Genomic DNA, 18,341 nt, shown 5'->3' on the forward strand with positions numbered 1-18,341 from the left:
ACAGAAAACTTGACACCTCCCAAGGACATCGACGTCACGCAGTCGCCCCGCCACGTCGCTCGTCAGTTCTCAGCATGCGAAGCGGTCGTCACCACGTCGCTCCATGGACTGATCGTGGCGGACTCCTACGGCATCCCCGCCGCCTGGGCGATGCTGGAGCCCGTCGTCGTCGGCGCTGAGTTCAAGTTCCTCGATCACGAGAGCGCTGTCGTCCCTGAGCGGGATCGGCAGACGACTCTGGACGGAACCGAGACCCTCGACGAGCTGCGCGACCGCACAGCCCTCGCGAGTCCTGACGAGGTATCCCGAAGGATCGCGGAGCTCGAGCAGTCGTTGGTGGTTCTTCGCAAGTCCGTCGGGCGAGAGGTGCGCCCGTGGTCGCTCGGGGCGGCGCATCTTCCCGACATCCGACGGCGTCTCCAACGTCGCCGCTGAGGGAGGGGGATCGCCGCTCCTGCGGTGAGCCGTCGACTGCTCCGACCGGAGCCGGGCGAGCGTCACATCGCGGATCGGGGCGGAGGGTCGGGTGCGAGGCCGACGCCGAGCCGAGGAGCAGGGGTCCGGCGCAGCACGCCGAAGAGGAGGAGGCCCTCCCAGAACCCGAGGATGCCTGCTGCTCGTCCGCGGAGTCCGGGGAAGTCCCGGCGAGACGGGACGAGCGCCATGCGGATCGCCGAGGCGAGGAGCTTCGCTGTCGAGATCGGCAGGCGGAGCCCGCCGACGAAGGCAGAGCGACGGAGAGCCCCGTAGCGGACGCAGAGCAGGACATGCGTGCGCGCCGCATGCCGGTTCCGCCGGTGCTCGTCATCGCTCGCCGGTCGCTTCCGATAGGCGATGCGCAGGGAATGCGTCTCCCATGCTCCATGGCCGGCCTGCCGGATCCGGACGGCCAGGTCGTTGTCCTCGCCGGCCGCCGGCAATGACTGGTCGAACCCGCCGAGCTCGACATAGAGGGCCTTCGTGATGCCGAAGTCGCCTCCCATGAGGATCGGGATCGCAAGAGGCTGCTGCGCGACCAGCATCGGCTTCTCCGGCCTGTCCGCATCGATCCATCGCTGCAGGGCAGGGACGTCGGACCCGAACTCCGTGTCGACGAGGGGCAGGGCGCTCCCGGAGAAGGCCGGTGCCTGCTCGAAGAGCTGCGCCGCATCGCGCAACCAGTGCTCGGACACGCAGTCGTCGGCATCGCAGAACACGAGGCGATCCGCCTGGGCGTGCGCCGCCCCGACGTTCCGTGCGTAGGACGCTCCGGCCTCCGCGGAGGCCGGAACAGCGCGGACCTCGGTGGCGCCGCTCGCGAGCAGGGCTTCCCTGATGCTGTCGACCACGCGGTCAGGGTGATCGGCCGACCTGTTGTCGACGATGAGCACCTCGAAGGGAGGCGGCGATGCCTGCTGAGCGAGAGCGCGGAGCTGCAGGCCGAGGGTGGCTGCGCCGTTATGGCAGGGGATGATCACGCTCAACAGCGGCACGATGCGATCGCTCGTCTCCGCTGTCGTCTCGTCGGCCGGAGGAGTGCTGGTCATGCGGGACTCCTGGTCTCTTCGGTGCGCGGCCACCGAGGATCGAAGACATCGTCCATCGCTCCTCCCCCGGCGACCCGCTGGTGGTACGGCGGCGCGATCGCGAGATGGTCCTCGTGCAGTGCTCGCGCGAGGTAGCTGCCCCAGTACGAGAACGTCGAATTCGCGAGGACCAGACTGCGGGAGCTCACGAGTGCTGCGAGGTCGTCGAACATCGAGCGACGGTCCTGCAGGTATCGGGGCGCCGTCGGGAGGAGCGGAGCGAGCTCCTGGCGGCACCACTGCGCGTCGTCCGAGATGATGAGGAGGTCGTCGGTGTCTCGCCCGGCGCCGGCGAGGATCGTGAGAGCCTGCGTCACGTGCGCGGGGATGTCGATCGCGAACTCCCGGCGGTACTCGGGCACGGAGTAGTAGTCCCCGCGACGCACGTTGATCACGCAGGTCCTGTCGTCGATCTGCGTGCTGATCGAGCGCAGCCGCTCCTGGAAGCCGGGGGCGCTCTCGAGCAGCCAGCGGCTGAACTCGAGATTCTGCTCGGCGGTGAAGGTCATGCCGAAGTGGTGGCGCGTCGCGAAGAGCCGGCGGTCGAACAGCTTCACGTCGGAGGCGGGGACGGTCAGATTGCGCAGTGCCGGGAACTCGTCGAGCCATGCCGTCATGTGCTCCGTCGCGAGGACGGATGCTCGAGCTCCCTGTCCGCGGCGGAGGTGGGCCCACTGCCAGTAGTAGAGGATGTTCCCTCCTCGCACTGCGGGCGGGGTGAACTGCACCTCGGGTGCGTCGGCGCGCTGGCGCACCCTGTCGAGCAGCGGCCGGAGGAGAGCCTGCATCGTTATGCCGTGCGTCGAGGGGACGCGGAGCGGAGAGCCCATCCCAGGAGGTGCTTCGCGACCGCGAGCGGACTCGATGCGCCGTGACGGGAAGCCCATAGCATCCGGAACGACTGACGACGCCCCATGTCGCTGCGATAGGCGCGCTTGGCCAGCTCCCACCTCTTGGCCGCCGCTGTGCGCTCGAGCTCCCGCTCAGCACCTTCATAGTGCGCGAGCGCCGCGTCGAGGGCGACGATGAACCGAGGGCTCGTGCCCACGAATCCGGTCGCGCCGAGCGAGGTGCTCAACCTCCTGACGCCGACGAGGGCATCGTCCGTCCACGCGAACCGATGGTCCCGGGAGAGGCGGACGAGCAGCTCGAAGTCCTCGTAGAAGAGGTCCTGGCGGTATCCGCCGGCGGAGCGGAGGGTCTCGGTGCGGAGGAAGAGGGAGGCCGCCGGCATCCAGTTGCGGGACAGCAGCTCGGCGAACGGATGCGAGCGCACCTCTGAATCCTCCGGCCACGGGAACTCCGTCTTCGAGGTGTCGAAGAGGGTGTCGCCGTGCTCGTCGACGACGATCGCATCGCTGTAGGCGAGGGCTGCGTCGGGGGACTCCTCCATGAGCTCCAGGTGGCGGGCGATCCGGTCCGGGAGCATCACGTCATCGGCGGAGATGTAGGTGAAGTAGGTGGTCGTCACCTCCGCCAGATGCTTGTTCAGCGTCGGATTGAGGCCCAGGTTCTCCGGGTTCGGCCGGAGCTCGGTACGGGCGGCGAGATCCGGATGCGCCGACAGCCAGCTGCGAGCGGCGTCGACGGTGCCGTCGGGCGAGCAGTCGTCCGCGATGACGACTCGTGCAGGTGCCACGGTCTGCTGGCGGATGCTCTCCAAGCACGCGGCGACGAAGTCCTGATGCGCATAGGCGACGACGAGGACGGTGACATCGGCGGTGCTGTCCGGGGTTGTAGGCACCTGACCTCTTCTCTCATGTCGGAGTCACCTGATCCTAGTCGGCGGGTGACGTGGGCGGTGTCATAGCGTCGAGGCAACACTCCCGGTTTGCGGGGGTCTGATCGGTGAGGTGCACGGGTGGCGCGAGTGGGGCTGACGTTCAGTGACAGGTCGGAGATCTCGACAGCGTCGAAAGCGGGCTGGTCCGTGCGGGGGATCGCTCGTCACCTGGGGCGATGTCCCTCGGTGATCTCCAGGGAACTCCACCGGAACTCGACGAAGACCCGCGGCTACCAGGCCGTGACCGCGGACGTGAGAGCGCAGCGTCGCCGGGCCCGTCCGCAGCAGCGGAAGGTTGCCAAGGACCCGGTGCTGCAGGCCAGGGTGGACGCGGACCTCACCGCGTCCTGGACGCCGAACGAGATCGCGGGCCGCTTGCGCCTGGAGGCCGCAGACCCGACCGTTGAACGCATGGCGAACTCTCCCGACGCACGCGGCCAGACCGTCTCCGGCGAAGCGATCTACCAGTACATCTACGCGCTCCCCAAGGGCGAGCTCGCCCGGCGGGGCATCTTCTTGCAGTCCAAGCGGACCAAGCGCCGACCCCGCACGACAGGCCGGACGAGGGGCGGCCCGATCGTGGGCATGGTCCCGATCGCGGAGCGGGGCGAGGACGCCGCCGAGCGGCGCGTGCCAGGGCACTGGGAGGGCGACCTGATCATCGGGAAGAACGGCACCTCGTGCGCAGCGACGCTGGTGGAGCGGATGAGCGGGTTCACCGGGCTGCTGGCCCTGCCCTCCAAACACGCCGAACCGACCGCGGACGCGGTCATCGAGTACTTCAACGCCCTGCCCGAAATGATGAAGGCGTCGCTGGCCTGGGACCAGGGCAGCGAGATGGCGCAGCACGTGAAGGTCTCCCTGGCCACACAGATGCCGGTCTACTTCGCCGACCCACACTCGCCCTGGCAACGACCCGGCAACGAGAACACCAACCGGCTCTACCGCGAGTACCTCCCCAAAGGCACCGAGATCCCCGATCACCAGCCCTACCTCACCACCATCGCGGAGGAGATCAACAACCGCCCCCGCCGCCGACTCGGCTTCCTGACCCCGACAGAATCCTTCGCCCGACTACTGGCCGGCGAGCCCCATGTTGCTTCGACGCATTGACACCACCCCGCCCGCCGCACGATGTTCCGCTGGTTGACCCGCTACAACACCAAGCGCCGCCACTCCTGGTGCCGCTACCAGTCCCCGAACACCTACGAACGCACCTACACCGATAAACTCGCGCTCGCAGCGTAAACAACCCCCGTGTCCACGAACCGGGGGTAGGCCCCGGTGCTCTCGCCGGTGCTGGCCGTCATCGCGATTGCCGTCAAAGCCGCCGATGGTGGCCCGGTCATCTTCCAGCAGCAGCGCGTGGGCCGGGAAGGGGAGCCGTTCAGCTTTCTGAAGTTCCGGTCTATGGTGCCCGATGCCGAGCAGCGCCTGGCGCACATGAACAAGGAGCAGCAGGACCGCGGCAACGCCGTGATGTTCAAGATGTCGAACTATCCGCGCATCACCAAGTCCGGTCACGTGCTGCGCCGGTACTCGCTGGACGAGCTGCCGCAGCTGTGGAACGTGCTGCGCGGCGACATGAGCCTGGTGGGTCCGCGCCCTGCCCTGCCGCACGAGGTCTCCGGATACGACACCGACGCTCATCGGCGGCTCGCAGTGCGCCCGGGCATCACCGGGCTGTGGCAGGTCTCCGGTCGCAGCGAGCTGTCCTGGGAGGACACGGTGCGGCTGGACACGTACTACGTGGACAACTGGTCCTTCACTCAGGACCTGCAGATCCTGGGCCGCACGGTGAAGGCCGTGCTGGCCGCCCGCGGCGCGTACTGAACTGTGGTGGCCCGCAGCCCGGCACCGCCGGGGCACCCCTCTGGTTCGCGAGGTGCCGGCCCGCGCCGAGGGCGGACCGCCCTGCGGCTGGTGGCCGTACTGATCATCCTGCTGTACCCGCTCGCGGCCGGATCCATCCTGCTCACTACGGACGGCTGGGCGATTAACCGCCTGAACGTGCGCATCTGGATCACGGTCACCAAGCCGCTGGGGCTGACCGGGGTCATCACCCCGGAGATGTTCGCAGACGCGATGAACGTGCTGCTGTTCATCCCGTTCTTCGCTGCCCTGGCCGTCCTGGTGCCCACCTGGTGGTGGATCCTGCTGGGAGCAGCGATGAGCTCGGCGGTGGAGACCTATCAGGCCGCGATCGGCACACGGGATGCCACCGTGGTGGACGTGCTCACCAATACGCTCGGTGCTGCACTGGGGGTTACGTGGCTCTTCCCGGTTCGTGGTGATGGGGAGCGTCGCGTCGTTGACGTAGAACGGCTCGTGGTCCTGCTGTGATGGGTGTTGTCAAGACATCCGAATCTCAGAGGACCACGAGCCTGTGCACGAGAGTACTGGTTCGCAGCGTGATGCTGCGAGCACGATCTTCAACTTGCCCAATTACCGCGTCATCGATGCCGTCGACCTGCCCGACGGGGGCCGGCGGGTGGTGATCGCCTCGACCGTCCCGCCGGGCTGTCCGTCCTGCGGCGTGCTGGCGACGAAGGTCCATTCCCGCCGGTCACAGCAGGTCCGGGACGTTCCCGTCGCTGGCGCAGCGGTGGTGGTGTGGGCCAAGCGGCGCTGGTTCTGTCTGGAGCCGGCCTGTGCCCGGGGCACGTTCGCCGAGGCCACCGAGCAGATCCCGCGATACGCACGCTCGACGACCCGACTGCGGGACCAGGTCGTCTCTGCCGTGATCCGTTCCGGCCGTGCAGCCTCCGAGGTGGCCCGGGCCCACGGCGTCTCGTGGTGGCTGGTCCAGGCCGCCCTCAGCGCCGCCGCAGTGGTCCTGCCTGACGTCGACGACGTGCGGGTCAGGCGTCTGGGGGTCGATGAGCACCGCTACCGGTCAGTGCGCTGGTTCCGCACCGACGAGGGCGCTTGGAGACGGTTCGAGCCGTGGATGACGACGCTGGTCGACCTGGCCACCGGGCAGGTCCTCGGCATCGTCGACGGCCGGGACTCCAGGGCCGTCGGGGATTGGCTCGCGCAGCGCTCTGAGCAGTGGCGGGAGCGGATCGAGATCGTCGCGATCGATCCCTCGGCCGCGTTCCGCAAGGCGCTGCGGACCTGGCTGCCTCGCGCCGCGGTCTCGGTCGACAAGTTCCACCTGGTCAAGCTCGGGAACGACATGGTCACCACCGTCAGGCAGCGCCTGGCCCGCACCCATCGCGGTCGTCGGGGCCGCAAGGACGACCCGGCCTGGGCCCACCGGATGCTGCTGCTGCGCGGCGGCGACACCCTGACCCCGAGGGCGTGGGAGCGGTTGGAGAGGGTGTTCCGCACCGACGACCCCACCGACGAGCTCTCGGCCTCCTGGGGCATCAAGGAGCAGCTCCGACGCCTGCTGGCCACCGACACTCTCGCCCAGGCCTGGCAGGAGCGGATGCGGATGGGCTACTTCGTCCAGATCGCGAACATGCCCGAGGCCACGAAGCTCTACGACACCGTCGTGACCTGGTGGGACGCCATCGAGGTCCTCATCGTCACCGGCGCAACCACCGCGAAGGTCGAAGCGGGCAACACCGGCATCAAGAACATCAAACGCACCGGCCGCGGATTCCGCAACGCGGAGAACTACCGGACGCGTATCCTGCTCACCAGCGCCGCGAGAACCGTAGCGTGAATACCCGCCACAGCAGGGTCATTCACCACGAACCGCGAAGAGCCGGTTATCGCCCTAACGGTGGCTGTTGCTACGGCTTTTCGTGATCAGCGAGAAGAAGGTGGCACGGATTCAGAAGAGTCGCATCATGAATAGCGATTGTGAACTCCTGCAGTTGCAGTTGCTATAGCCTAGAGGGTGCCAATGAGAGGGTTCGGATCGCAGATCCAGTCGGACCCTCTCAGGAGGGTGAGATTGTGTCACGATCTGCGGATGAGAAGTTTCAGGCGACTCGCTGATCCGGCCCTGATTCGAGGGTGTCGGAGTGGTCGCGGCGTTCGACGAGTTGTCCTTTCTCGAATATCGCTCCGGCGCGGACGAGTGCGACGAGGTGGGGTGCGTTCACGGCGCGCCAGCGGGTCTGGGCGGACTCGATGAGCTTGAATGCCATCGCGATCCCAGCGGCGCGAGACCCGGGCCCTTTCGTGACACGCTGGCGCAGCCGGACGGTGGCGAACGTCGACTCGATGGGGTTGGTGGTGCGCAGGTGGATCCAGTGCTCGGCGGGGTAGGCGTAGAACTCCAGCAGTACGTCGAGGTCGTCGGTGACCTTCGCGGCGGCCTTGGGCCACTTGGCCCCGTACTCGTCGGCGAAGACCGCCGCGGCAGCCTCAGCGTGCTCACGATCCTCGGCCTGCCAGATCTCGGCCAGTGCCTTCTTCGCCCCCGGCTGGGCCGACTTGGGCAGGGCGTTGAGCACATTGGCGATCTTGTGGAACCAGCAGCGCTGTTCCCGGGTGGTCGGGAAGACGTCGCGGAGGGCGGACCAGAACCCCAGTGCGCCGTCCCCGATCGCGAGCACGGGGGCGGCCATCCCGCGACGTTTGCAGTCGCGCAGGAGGTCGGCCCACGACTCGGTGCTTTCGCGGTGGCCGTCATCGAGGGTGATCAGCTCCTTGGTGCCGTCGGCGCGCACGCCGATCATTACCAGCAGGCAGATCTTGTCCTGGTTCAGGCGGACCTTGAGGTGGATCCCGTCGACCCAGACGTAGACGTAGTCGGTGTCGGCCAGCGACCGGGTGTTGAACGCGGCCGCCTCGCCCTGCCACTGGCCGGTCAGGCGGGTAATCGTTGCCGGTGACAGGCCCGCGGCTGAGCCGAGGAACTGCTCCAGCGCCGGGGCGAAGTCGCTGGACGAGAGGCCGTGCAGGTACAACAGTGGCAGCACCTCGGCCACCTGCGGGGACTTGCGCGCCCAGGCGGGCAGGATCGCCGAGGCGAACCGCTTCCGCTCACCCGTAGCCTCGTCGGTGCGCTTGTCGTTGACCCGTGGGGCACGGACCGGTACTGCACCGGCCGCGGTGGTCACCTCGCGGGTGGCGTGGTACCCGTTGCGCACCACCAGCCGGTGGCCGTTGTCGTCGACCTCGTCCGCCGAGGCGTCGACGTAGGCGGCGACCTCGGCCTGCAACGCGGCCGCGAGCATCTGCCGGGCACCGTCGCGAGCGATCGCATCGAGCATCGACTCGCCGGGCGGGTTCGGCCCGGCCTGGTTGGAGTCGGAATCGTCGGGGACTATCTTGAGCATCGGGCGTACCTTCCCGAACCAGCGCGTCAACGCCGGTTCTTGATCAGAGTCTTCGTTCCTTGTAGATCAGCCTCGGGAAGGTGCGCCCCTTGCACGCCACCCCGCCGAGACTCATCCACAGGTTCTGATCATTCCTCTCGAAAACCTCGACCATCTGCCAGCACCCGAGGTAATCGCCCGCGAGATCGTCGAGGACCTTACCGCTGCGCTTGAGGAGTTCGCCGCCGTCGCAGCGGCGCTTGATGATGCGTCAGTGCCTTCGGAGCAAAGTGTGGACTGAGGCGCGCTTGGGTGGGCTCGCCGTAGGCGCGAGGTAGTCGTCCAGGTTGAGGAAGGCCGTGCCGACGCTCTAGTCAAGCTTCATCGCCGCGAGCAGGTTATGCGGCTGCTCCAATGTCTCGTGAGACATCCGACTTGCGCATAAAGGCAGGATCGAAGAACGTCAGCGACCCCAAGTGGTCGAGCAGCTTCTCCAGCTCCCGCTTCTTGGCGTAGGCCTTGGTGAAGCGCTCTTCGAGCTCGTCGAGGAACAAGGGCTTGATGAGCTTGAGGATGTTCGTCTCGGTCGTGTAATGCTCACCCAGCTTGCGGCGAGCCTTCTTGGACTTCACGGCCTGGAACAGGGAACCGAAGATCGCCGGAGAGATGCTGGACCAGTTGAAGTACGCGGCCTGCAGCAGCAGCTCGCGGGAGGCACGGTCGAAGTAGGGGATGTCGACGGGCTCGCCGAATACGGAGCCGTTGACGTAGGGGAACGCCATGATCAGGTCGTCCTCGCGCCCGTAGCGTTTGTCCTCTGGCTTGTTCAGGGCCTGGTAGAGGGTGGCGAGCTGGGCGCCGAGGTCGGAGCCGTCCTCGCTGGTGCGCTCTTCGATGTAGCGGGAGAACAGGTCCCGTTCCCACAGACCGGAGTCGTCGGCGTACAGGCAGAACAGGGTGCGGATCAGGAAGATCGACGCCTGGTGCTCGTCGTAGCCGGTGGACTCCAGGTGCTCGTACAGCTGGGCCATCAGCTGCGCCGCCTTGATCGACGCGGCCTCCTGCTCGGCCGAGCCGAACTTCGCGCGCCGGTAGCCGGCCAGGAACATCAGATCCTCCACGTGCGCCGGCAGCTCCTCGAGCCCGAACTCGAGCAGCCCGTCCTCGCCGGCCTCGACCGAGAGATCCAGTAGCCGGAACCTGCGGAAATCACTGGTGATCACGAAATCCGGGCGCTCATGCTCGGTGAGCGACTCGATGTAGTCCAGCGCCTGCGCCTCAGCCTTGACCAGATCAGAGCCCGCGGACTTCATCTCGACCAGTGCGGTCCCCGAGATCAGTGCGTCGATGTACCCCTGCCCGCCCGTGGAGGCACGCTGCGCACGCTTCTCGTACACCGCCGCCGTGGAGCGGGTGATCCCGAAGACCCGTAGCAGATCGCGTACGAACGACTGCGCCTCGCCGCGCTCGTACCCCTCGGCCTCTCTCCACTGCGCCACGAAGGCACCAGCTCGGGAGCGGATATCGGACAGCACGAGGGGCTTCTGACTCATGGGAAACATGATCCCAGGTCGGCCCACCCGGTAGCCGCGTTCTCGTGTGCTCGACTGTCACGTCTCGCTGAGACACTGAGGCATGCCGCTACGTAATCCTCAGTACCTTAACCGTACCGACTTCTACGATCACGCCGACTATCACGACATTGAGATCCCGCATCGTGTTGAGGTCGTGGCCCGAACCAGCACGACTCGCAGTGGAGGAGCGAAGCTGGGTCTCCAGGCGGTCGGTCTTCCTGTGGGTCTTGAAGGGCAGCTGGGTGACAGCGTCGAGCTGCAGAGTGCCTACGTCCTCGAGGTCGGAGAGAAGTCAACCTTCAGCAAGGTCCTCGATTCCATGGAGGCCGAAGAGCAGGCCGCCCTGACGGTGCTCCCTCGTCCGGGGGACGGGGATGAGCGATGGGTGGCCAGCCGAGACCAGCTCGTCGAGTTGGCGGGCACTATGAAGCTGAGCCCGGTTAGTTCGGTCGGGAAGATGATGAACGTCGTCCTCCAGCTCGTGCAGCGCGAGGACGTCGACATCGATGAACTCTTCTCGAAACGCTCTCGCGATAAGACTGACGACGAGAGCTTAGACGAAGACGAGCCGGAAGCAGACGCTGACGCCGAAGACGTCCCAACGCAGGCCAAGGAGATCCTCAAAGCGGTCTACCTACGCAACCAGATTCCCGAAATCCCGACCCTGTTCAAGCTGGAGCTCGATGGTGACGACGCCCCGTGGAGTGTGTACGTCAACTGCGAGCCTCGTCACTTCATCGGCGCCGGCGCCGCCGCCACCGACTCTGTGGAGGGCGAGGTCACGGTAGTCGGCGTCGTCAGAGAGTTCGTCGGGGACGATCCCACCGATGGATTCATATCGACCGAGAAGTGGACTCTGCACGGGTGGGAACGCACCATGCGGACGATGCTGCGCACTCACATGGATGACCTCACGGAATCGCTCATTCCGCAGTTCGACCCCACATGGGAGTTGGGGGAGGCGAGCTACTACATCGAGGGCCCTGCCGTCATCGTTGACGCGGTCGCGATCTTCTAAGACCCTGACCCACCGATGGGTGGGCTGGGAGTGTTCCGATGCGGACATAATCTAGCCTCGAGATTTCACGGGGGCGCGGTCTTGGAGGGTGGACCAGATAGCGAAAGGCGCTCCTGGCCAGGGATAATACGGGTTGTCGAGACTCGCATTCATCCGCTGGAAGGAGCACCTTTCAGGTGTCCCACCCTACCTTGTTCTACTACCCTCGTCCGCGCGTGGACATCGCTGAGGTCCCGGCGGTCTCGCACGCCGGTGCGGTGCTGCTGACCGACACGATCCACGCCACCGGCCTGGCCGCTTCACTGCGGGAAGCGTTGACGCCGTGGACGAAGCCGCTGGCCGAGCATCACGGGTCGAAGGTGCTGCTGGATCTCGCCATGACGCTCGCGGTGGGCGGGGAAGTCGCCCGCGACACTGACCTGCTGCGGTGTGAACCGGGCCTGTTCGGCGACGTCGCCTCGACGCCGACGATCTCCCGCATGCTCACCACGCTCGCCCAGGACGCACCCGCCGTGATCGAGGCGATCTCTCGGGCCCGCCGGGCCGCGCGTGAACGAGCCTGGACTTTCGCCGGCGACCACTCTCCAGCCGCGAAGACCAGTGCGAAGAACCCGCTGGTCATCGACCTCGACGCCACCCTGATCAATGTCCACAGCGAGAAGGAGCAGGCCGCACCGACGTTCAAACGCGGCTTCGGCTACCACCCCCTCTGCGCCTTCCTCGACCACGGCCAGACCGGGACCGGAGAACCTCTCGCGATCCACCTCCGGCCCGGCAACGCAGGCTCGAACACGGCCAGCGACCACATCGCCGTGACCCGTCAGGCTCTCGCCCAGCTGCCGTCCGGACTGCTCTCCTCTGGCGGGCGGGGCTCGAAGAAGATCCTGATCCGCACCGATGGAGCCGGCGGCACCAAGGACTTCATCCAGTGGCTGACCACGCGGCGTCTGGCCTACTCGGTCGGGTTCTCCCTCCCCGCAAACACTCCTGGCGTGCTGGAACGTCTCGACGAGGCGAAGGCGTGGACTCCCGCCTATGACAGTGACGATGACGGGGTCCGTGAGGGCGCGTTCGTGGCGGAACTGACCGGGCTGCTGGACCTTTCCGGCTGGCCAGGCGGGATGCGGGTGATCGTGCGGAAGGAACGTCCCCATCCCGGAGCGCAGCTGCGGATCACCGATCACGAGGGGATGCGCATCACCGCGTTCGCGACCAACACCCCACGCGGACAGCTGCCCGTCCTCGAGCTGCGGCACCGCCGCCGCGCCCGGTGCGAGGACCGGATCCGCAACGCCAAAGACACGGGCCTGATGAAGTTTCCGCTGCAGTCCTTCACGCAGAACCAGATCTGGTGCCAGGTCGTCCAGCTCGCCTCCGAGCTTGTTGCCTGGATGCAGACCATCGCCTTCACCAGTGACGACGCCAGGAAGTGGGAGCCCAAACGGCTTCGCGCGCGGTTGTTCGAGGTCCCTGCGACCCTGGTGCGCCGCTGCCGGCACAAGGTCCTCCACCTCGCCCAGCACGCACCCGAAGCCGTGAAGGTCCTGACCGGCGTCAACCGGCTCCGCACCGCCGTCGCGCAGAACTGAGTAGCGAGCCCACCCGTCCCTACGACCCCCAGCACCTTCTCGGGAGTGGAACCCGACCGCCCGCAACGGACACTGCGCCGACCTGTCACGCCCGCATGCCAGAATCAGCAGCTGAACGCCGGCAACGACGCCGAACGCCCCCGCTCACCAACCCGATGAAACATCGAGGCTAGTGCTCATATTAGAAGTTATGCGATCTTCCTGGTCGGTTGCAGTTCAGCGGGTTTTTGAGGGTCTCTTCGCACCATGGGAGGGGAGGCTGGCTGGGATGGGTCAGGCGTCCTCGTCGGTGAGGCCTTCCAGGGCGTTGTGGGCGGCGTGCTCGCGTAGGTGGTCGGCGGTGTAGGGGATGGTGAAGCGGACTTGTCCGTGGCCAGCGGCTTCGATGATGCCGTCGCGGATGAGCCGTCGGCGGTACTCGCCGGCGTATTGGGCGCTCACGCCCATGCGCTCAGCGATCTTCCCGGTGCGGGATGGGCCGTTGTCTTGGGCCATGGCGAGCAGGTATGTGCGATCAACGCTCGATAGCGGCCGCAGGGCGGGGGTATGGACGTGTCGGCCGAGGCGCCGTTGGGCGGCTGTGATCCCGGCGGTCACGTCCTCGGGAGTCACGGTGTCGGCGGTCTGGTGGGCTTTGAGGGCGTGGTAGCCCACCAGCTGGATCATGAACGGGTATCCGTCGACGGCGTCAGCTGCGACGTCGAGGGCTTGAATGTCGATCTCGCGGCCACTATCGGCGATCGTTCCCGCGAGGGCGGCTCGAACATCAGCGCGGCTCACGCGGCCGATGGGGTGGTGCTCTGCGCGGCGCAGGAACGTCGCCCCGGGATGGTCGAGGAGTTCCTCGATGGGAGTGGAGAGCCCCGCGGCCGCGAAAGCGAGCAGTCGTTCCTCTCGACGGCCGTACTGGATGATCTCGCCTAGCTTGCGGAGATCTTCGATATCGGTGGCCTGGACCTCGTCGATCGTGATCACGAGGCCTCGACCGGAGGGCTGGAGGGCATCGGTGAGCTCGGTGATCTGGGAGCGGAGGGTGGACTCAGCGGGGTAGCGCTCGGTCCAGGACGCACCGCCTCCGAGGGGACCGATGGTGCCACTCGCGGACTCGAGCTGCGACGGCAACTTGTCGGAGTGCTTCTGGAGCAGGCGCGGGAGGTGGTCTCGGGTGAGGCGCTCGAGGAGCCCGTTGCTGGAGCTCTCGGTGATGACCAGCCAGCCTGCGGTCTCAGCGGCTCGCCGGTATGAGTCGAGCAGCACGGTCTTTCCCATCCCTCGCTGCCCGGACAGGAGGATCGTCAGACCGGCGGGATCGAGGAGCCCGTCGAAGGTGTCCTCGAATTCGTCGAGCAGCTGATCGCGGCCTACCAGGAGGTGGGGGTAGGTGCCGAACGATGGCCTGAACAAGTTTCGCAACATCCAAAGAGTATAAAGGAATACGCTCGAATGCAAAGGGATCAAAAGGCTGCCGGGTCGTGGCAACACTAGTCTCGCGCGCCGGTCAGACGCCACCCTGGTGGCGACGCGGCATTGACTGCGTCGGCGCATCGTTCTCGAACCATGGGTCGCTCGGCGTTTTCATGGCCGCGATTCTGGCTCTGACGTTCCGACGCGTTGCACGAAGGCGTGCACCGATAGGTAGGTTGTCGACCCTTCCGGGACAGTACGCCGAGCACGGTCCTGACGCCCCGCTGGCCGTGAGGGGTCCTAATGCTCCGGGCGGCCTCGCGCTGCCGGGAGTCGGCAGATTTTGTCGCAATCCGAATGGTGGTTCGCCCCGAACTGGCAGGTCGATGGTCGGCGACCAGGGTGGTGGAGTTTCGCCGCCGCCCTTATGACACCTGCTCGAATCTATGAGCGCTGCCCGGAGGATCCATGATCATCAGCGAGTTCACTGACCGCGATGGTGACGCGCTCACGATTACCACGAACGCCGAGGGCGCATGGATCACCTGCACCAGCGCCCGGGATGAAGTGACGGTCGGCCCGTTTCCGTTCATAACCCTGGGGGCGGCCCTCGCCGAGGTTGGCCTCACAAGCACCGAGTTGCACGCACCCACGCCTGTGGGGCCGTAATGGCGGCGACACCCGTAGACGTTGTCGGGGGAGTGCGGGGGCGCGATCCGTGCACCCCATGAAGGGGAACCTGACCCTGCGGCTCACCTCCACCCGCCATGCTGCGCATACGGAATTTGTCAAGGTGAATGAGGCCAGTGGGAGTCAGGCGGCGGTCTGGTAGGCCTGCTGGTCGTCGTGGTTGGCGGGCTTGTTGATCCAGGCTGCGTCGGGCAGCGTGAGGATCTTCGGGACGGCAGTTGGGGTGCTGAACCGTTCGGGGTGGGCGTTCCGGGCGGTGTTGAGGACGTCGGCGCGGTCGGCGGCCTTCGCGGCGGCGAGGCCGTAGTGAACCTCCGCCGGCGTGTGCAGGCCCAGACCGCCGTGGTGGTGCTCGTGGTTGTAGCGGTCGCGGAACGCGTCCATGAACGCCCTGGCATCGCTGAGAGAGCCGAATCGGTCGGGGAAGACCGGGGCGTACTTCAGCGTCTTGAACCAGGCCTCGGAGTAGGGGTTGTCGTTGGAGACCTTCGGGCGCGAGTGCGAGCGGGTGACCTCCAGATCGGCGAGCAGCGTCGCGACGGTCTTCGAGGTCATCGAGGTGCCGCGGTCGGCGTGGACCACCTCGGGGATGCCGTGGATGGCGAACACCTCGCGCATCATCTCCTCGGCCAGGGGCCCGGACTCGCGGGCGTGGACGTGGACGCCGACGAGGTAGCGGGAGTAGATATCGATCATCACGTAGGCGTCGTAGTAGACGCCCCGGACCGGGCCAGGCAGCTTGGTGATGTCCCAGGAATAGACCTGCCCAGGTGCCGTGGCGACCAGCTCGGGGATCGCCCTCGCCGGATGCCTGGCCTGCCTGCGACGCTCTGTGACCAGGGTGTTCTCCCGCAGTACCCGATACATCGTGGAGACCGAGCACAGGTAGATCCCACGGTCCAGCAACTCGGCGAAGATCTGTATCGGGGTGGCATCGACGAACTCGTCGCTGGTCAGCACCGCAAGCACCCTCGCCCGTTCGGTGCGCGAGAGCCGGTTGGCCGGCACCACCTCCCGCGGCACGGGTGGCCCCGGGCGCTGCTGCCGGCGACTGGCTGTCGCCCGCGAGATGCCGGTCAAGACCGACGCGGCCCGGGTGGGTGTCCCCTGGACGGTGAGGTCGGTGTAGGCGTTCATCAGCGCTTGTTGCGCTTGGTCTCGGTATCCGCGCTCTCGGAGATGTCCTCCAAGAGCGCGCGTGCTTTTCCCATGATCTCCAGCGCGGTCTCGGTGCGATCCAGGCGCTGCTGGGTCGTCTCCAGCTCGCGCCGCAACCGGGCGATCTCGGCCTGCTCCTTGCTGGGCCGGCCGATCGCCTGCCCGGGCTGTTTGCCCTGCAGCACGCCGGCATCGCGCAGCCGCCGCCACTCGGTGATCAACGAGGAATACAGGCCCTCGCGGCGCAGGTAGGCACCGCCTTGCTGCTGCTCGCAGGCCTCCTCGTAGGCGGCCAGGTGGGCGAGCTTCTGCTCGGGCGTGAACCGGCGACGGCGCGGACCATCGGCGCGGGGATGCGAACTGCTCATGGACCCATCATCGCGGGTCGACGACGGCAGCGTGGAGAGAGTCGAGATGCTCATCGGGGTCGTTCCTGATCTCGCCCTGCGAAGGCGGACTTGCTATGAACCACTGGTCTCAACTCACCCTGACACGCAGGGATACTCCGAGTGGTGGGGTCGGCACGGTGGGAGGACGGGTCGCTCGAGTGGCGCTGGTTAGTGATCGTCCGTGATCATCCACCGTTACCTTTCTCTGCAGGGGTACCTCTGGCAGGTTGAGACGCCGAACGACTACGGAGGGTCGCCAACGGCAACGGTCGTTAGGGCGATTCAGCACCGATGTGTGAATAGCTCGCGCTGGGGACCGCGGGGACGTCCTCGGCAGCAGGTGCCCGAGATGCGTCCTCGGATAGGACGGCGCGGAGGATCAGTGTGAACGCCTCGTCATCCTCGCGGAGGATCGCGGCTATGTCGGGCCTGCGGTCGGCGGTGGGGTACTGGGTGTAGTACTCATGCACTGCGGCGAAGAACCTGTCTTTCGCCTCCGGCGCCACCTCGGGGGAGTTTGCCTCGAGCCAGATTTCTGCCTCGAGGCGCTCACTCGGCGTGCTCACTAGGTGTCCTCTCGCTGTGGTCGGCCTATCCTGCGTACCCCTATTTGGCCAGATGGGACGTCATTGAGTGTATGAGAGGCGTTGCGGTTGGCTCCGCGTCCGACGGGCCGAGCACTACGCGCGGCGATCAGGAGAGCCGGACCCCGAGTCACCCCCCCCATCGCTCCGAGAACTGCGAAACAGCGGTAGGCGCCCCTGTTGCTGCACCCACGGCGCCTCCCCATGCGCTTATTCCTCCTGGGGTGGGTTAGGAACCCTCGGCGCGGCCTTTTCGCCAGTAGCCCATGAATGCGACCTGGCGGCGGTCAATCCCGATGTCCTGGACAAGGTAGCGCCGGATATCTTTGACGGCGGCGGCTTCACCAGCGATCCAGGCGTAGAACGGGCGCTCACCCTGGGGAGTGTCGGTCCCGCTGTTGCGGGCTGCGCCGCTCAGGGCCCGAGGGACGTCCCACAGGATGGTCGCGTCGATATCGATGTCGTCGAGGTCAACTGCCTGGGCGTCGCTATCGGGAGCGGGCTGGACGGTCTCGCGGACGGCTGCGCGCATGAGGTCACCGTGGTCGCGTTCACCTCGAACGAGCCAGGTCACCTCCATGCCGGCGGGGACGTCGAGCGTGAGGATGTCTCCGGCGTGCGGGACTTCGAGGATCACGTGTCCGGTGAGGGTTTCTGCGGCGAATGGGGGCTGGGTGAGGGACTCGAGGATCGAGGCGATGGCCGGGACGGCGGTCTCGTCACCGGCGAGCAGGAGGTGACGGGCCGTGCCGGGATCGAACTCGATGCCACCTCGACCTCGGGGCACATCTCGAGCGGGTCCGATCACGTGCAGGCGGCTACCGATCTCCGCTGCGGTGGCCCAGTTGCTCGCAGGACCCCCATCGCTGGCTTCGCTGGTGTGCAGGACCATGTCGACGATCAGTTCACGCTCGGCGTCGCGCCACTCCCGCACGGTGTAGGTGCGCATGGATCCACGCACGTCCTCGTCGAGCTGTAGCCACGCCTGGTACCAGGACAGCGAAGGATCCTCGTGGTTGGCGAGGAACGAGGGGAGATCGAACGTTGGGGCGCCGTCGCCGGGCGGGATGATCAATTTGAAGCGGAGGTCTTGGGGGTGATGTTCGATGCCAAAGCCCTCCATCCCGGCGCCACTGAGCGTGACTCGGCGGAAGGAGTGACTGAGGTCCTCGATCGCGGTGACCTCGGCCTCGAACGCGGTAGCCGTCGGGCGTGGCATGGGGTGCTCCTGAACGTCGGGGCAGGTCGGGACGGGTGCCATCACGTGAGTGGAGGCCGACCTGTGTTACTTAGGTTAGCCTATCCTTGCACTAGCCATGGTGTGGTCGCAGCGCACTTGCGCGGGCTCCACTTTGTCCTACGTGTCCT

At 66.6% G+C, this 18,341-nt stretch carries 16 protein-coding genes and 1 pseudogene; 8 read left to right on the plus strand and 9 right to left on the minus strand.

Annotated features, from left to right (window positions below):
* Positions 1–9: 9 nt before the first annotated feature.
* Entirely contained in the window at positions 10–435 is a 426-nt protein-coding gene (locus ACT3UF_RS08075; protein WP_444608249.1) for a polysaccharide pyruvyl transferase family protein, read from the plus strand.
* Positions 436–497: 62 nt separating this feature from the next.
* Here ACT3UF_RS08075 and ACT3UF_RS08080 read toward each other — a convergent pair whose 3' ends face one another.
* Genes ACT3UF_RS08080 through ACT3UF_RS08090 form a run of 3 tightly spaced genes read right to left on the minus strand, consistent with a single transcriptional unit; the run spans position 498 to position 3,309 of the window.
* Positions 498–1,526 carry a glycosyltransferase family 2 protein gene (locus ACT3UF_RS08080; RefSeq protein ID WP_010550884.1) on the minus strand — a complete coding sequence of 343 codons (1,029 nt, stop codon included), beginning with the start codon at positions 1,524–1,526 and terminating at the stop codon, positions 498–500.
* The gene (locus tag ACT3UF_RS08085; protein ID WP_444608250.1) at positions 1,523–2,353 is read right to left on the minus strand and encodes an alpha-1,2-fucosyltransferase; all 831 of its coding nucleotides are present in this window, start codon (positions 2,351–2,353) and stop codon (positions 1,523–1,525) included. The genes ACT3UF_RS08080 and ACT3UF_RS08085 overlap by 4 nt, the downstream gene beginning before the upstream one ends.
* 2 nt (positions 2,354–2,355) lie before the next feature.
* Complete coding sequence (locus ACT3UF_RS08090) at positions 2,356–3,309, minus strand: glycosyltransferase family A protein (protein WP_010550882.1); 954 nt, start codon at positions 3,307–3,309, stop codon at positions 2,356–2,358.
* 117 nt (positions 3,310–3,426) lie between these two features.
* On the opposite strand from ACT3UF_RS08090, the gene ACT3UF_RS08095 reads away from it, so the two are divergent.
* The 4 genes and pseudogenes from ACT3UF_RS08095 to ACT3UF_RS08110 all read left to right on the plus strand — a co-directional run bounded on the left by ACT3UF_RS08095 (position 3,427) and on the right by ACT3UF_RS08110 (position 7,021).
* Positions 3,427–4,461, plus strand: coding sequence for an IS30 family transposase (locus ACT3UF_RS08095; protein WP_444608251.1), 1,035 nt, complete (start codon positions 3,427–3,429; stop codon positions 4,459–4,461).
* Positions 4,462–4,632: 171 nt separating this feature from the next.
* Positions 4,633–5,181: pseudogene (locus tag ACT3UF_RS08100) on the plus strand (sugar transferase); the annotation flags it as partial.
* Between the two features lie 90 nt (positions 5,182–5,271).
* Positions 5,272–5,691 (plus strand): VanZ family protein, encoded by a 420-nt coding sequence (locus tag ACT3UF_RS08105; protein WP_444608252.1) that lies wholly within the window; start codon positions 5,272–5,274, stop codon positions 5,689–5,691.
* A gap of 43 nt (positions 5,692–5,734) precedes the next feature.
* The gene (locus tag ACT3UF_RS08110; protein WP_073884858.1) at positions 5,735–7,021 is read left to right on the plus strand and encodes an ISL3 family transposase; all 1,287 of its coding nucleotides are present in this window, start codon (positions 5,735–5,737) and stop codon (positions 7,019–7,021) included.
* A gap of 262 nt (positions 7,022–7,283) precedes the next feature.
* Here ACT3UF_RS08110 and ACT3UF_RS08115 read toward each other — a convergent pair whose 3' ends face one another.
* A complete protein-coding gene (locus ACT3UF_RS08115) occupies positions 7,284–8,588 on the minus strand; it encodes an IS256 family transposase (protein WP_301470347.1) in 1,305 nt (434 codons plus the stop codon).
* 377 nt (positions 8,589–8,965) lie between these two features.
* A complete protein-coding gene (locus tag ACT3UF_RS08120) occupies positions 8,966–10,120 on the minus strand; it encodes a type IIL restriction-modification enzyme MmeI (RefSeq protein WP_444592664.1) in 1,155 nt (384 codons plus the stop codon).
* Positions 10,121–10,202: 82 nt separating this feature from the next.
* Here ACT3UF_RS08120 and ACT3UF_RS08125 point away from each other — a divergent pair, with 82 nt between their 5' ends.
* The gene (locus ACT3UF_RS08125) at positions 10,203–11,159 is read left to right on the plus strand and encodes a DUF6414 family protein (protein ID WP_444502774.1); all 957 of its coding nucleotides are present in this window, start codon (positions 10,203–10,205) and stop codon (positions 11,157–11,159) included.
* A 176-nt stretch (positions 11,160–11,335) separates the two neighbouring features.
* Positions 11,336–12,748 carry an IS1380 family transposase gene (locus ACT3UF_RS08130; RefSeq protein ID WP_444502887.1) on the plus strand — a complete coding sequence of 471 codons (1,413 nt, stop codon included), beginning with the start codon at positions 11,336–11,338 and terminating at the stop codon, positions 12,746–12,748.
* Between the two features lie 273 nt (positions 12,749–13,021).
* Here ACT3UF_RS08130 and ACT3UF_RS08135 read toward each other — a convergent pair whose 3' ends face one another.
* Positions 13,022–14,164: an AAA family ATPase gene (locus ACT3UF_RS08135; protein ID WP_193107454.1), complete on the minus strand. Its 1,143-nt coding sequence runs from the start codon at positions 14,162–14,164 to the stop codon at positions 13,022–13,024.
* Positions 14,165–14,620: 456 nt separating this feature from the next.
* Here ACT3UF_RS08135 and ACT3UF_RS08140 point away from each other — a divergent pair, with 456 nt between their 5' ends.
* Complete coding sequence (locus ACT3UF_RS08140) at positions 14,621–14,821, plus strand: hypothetical protein (RefSeq protein ID WP_193119512.1); 201 nt, start codon at positions 14,621–14,623, stop codon at positions 14,819–14,821.
* A 144-nt stretch (positions 14,822–14,965) separates the two neighbouring features.
* On the opposite strand, the gene ACT3UF_RS08145 is transcribed toward ACT3UF_RS08140, so the two are convergent.
* The 3 genes from ACT3UF_RS08145 to ACT3UF_RS08155 form a co-directional block, all read right to left on the minus strand.
* Positions 14,966–16,368 (minus strand): IS3 family transposase gene (locus ACT3UF_RS08145; protein ID WP_420866756.1). Its coding sequence is split into 2 segments (ribosomal slippage): positions 14,966–16,005 and positions 16,005–16,368, totalling 1,404 coding nucleotides; the frame shifts between segments, so codons are not numbered across the junction.
* 293 nt (positions 16,369–16,661) lie between these two features.
* Positions 16,662–16,955 carry a hypothetical protein gene (locus ACT3UF_RS08150; RefSeq protein ID WP_193107404.1) on the minus strand — a complete coding sequence of 98 codons (294 nt, stop codon included), beginning with the start codon at positions 16,953–16,955 and terminating at the stop codon, positions 16,662–16,664.
* Between the two features lie 247 nt (positions 16,956–17,202).
* Complete coding sequence (locus ACT3UF_RS08155; protein ID WP_193107403.1) at positions 17,203–18,192, minus strand: siderophore-interacting protein; 990 nt, start codon at positions 18,190–18,192, stop codon at positions 17,203–17,205.
* Positions 18,193–18,341 lie beyond the last annotated feature (149 nt).

It is taken from the genome of Brachybacterium sp. AOP24-D1-21, assembly GCF_052378665.1.
Taxonomy (GTDB): Bacteria; Actinomycetota; Actinomycetes; order Actinomycetales; family Dermabacteraceae; genus Brachybacterium.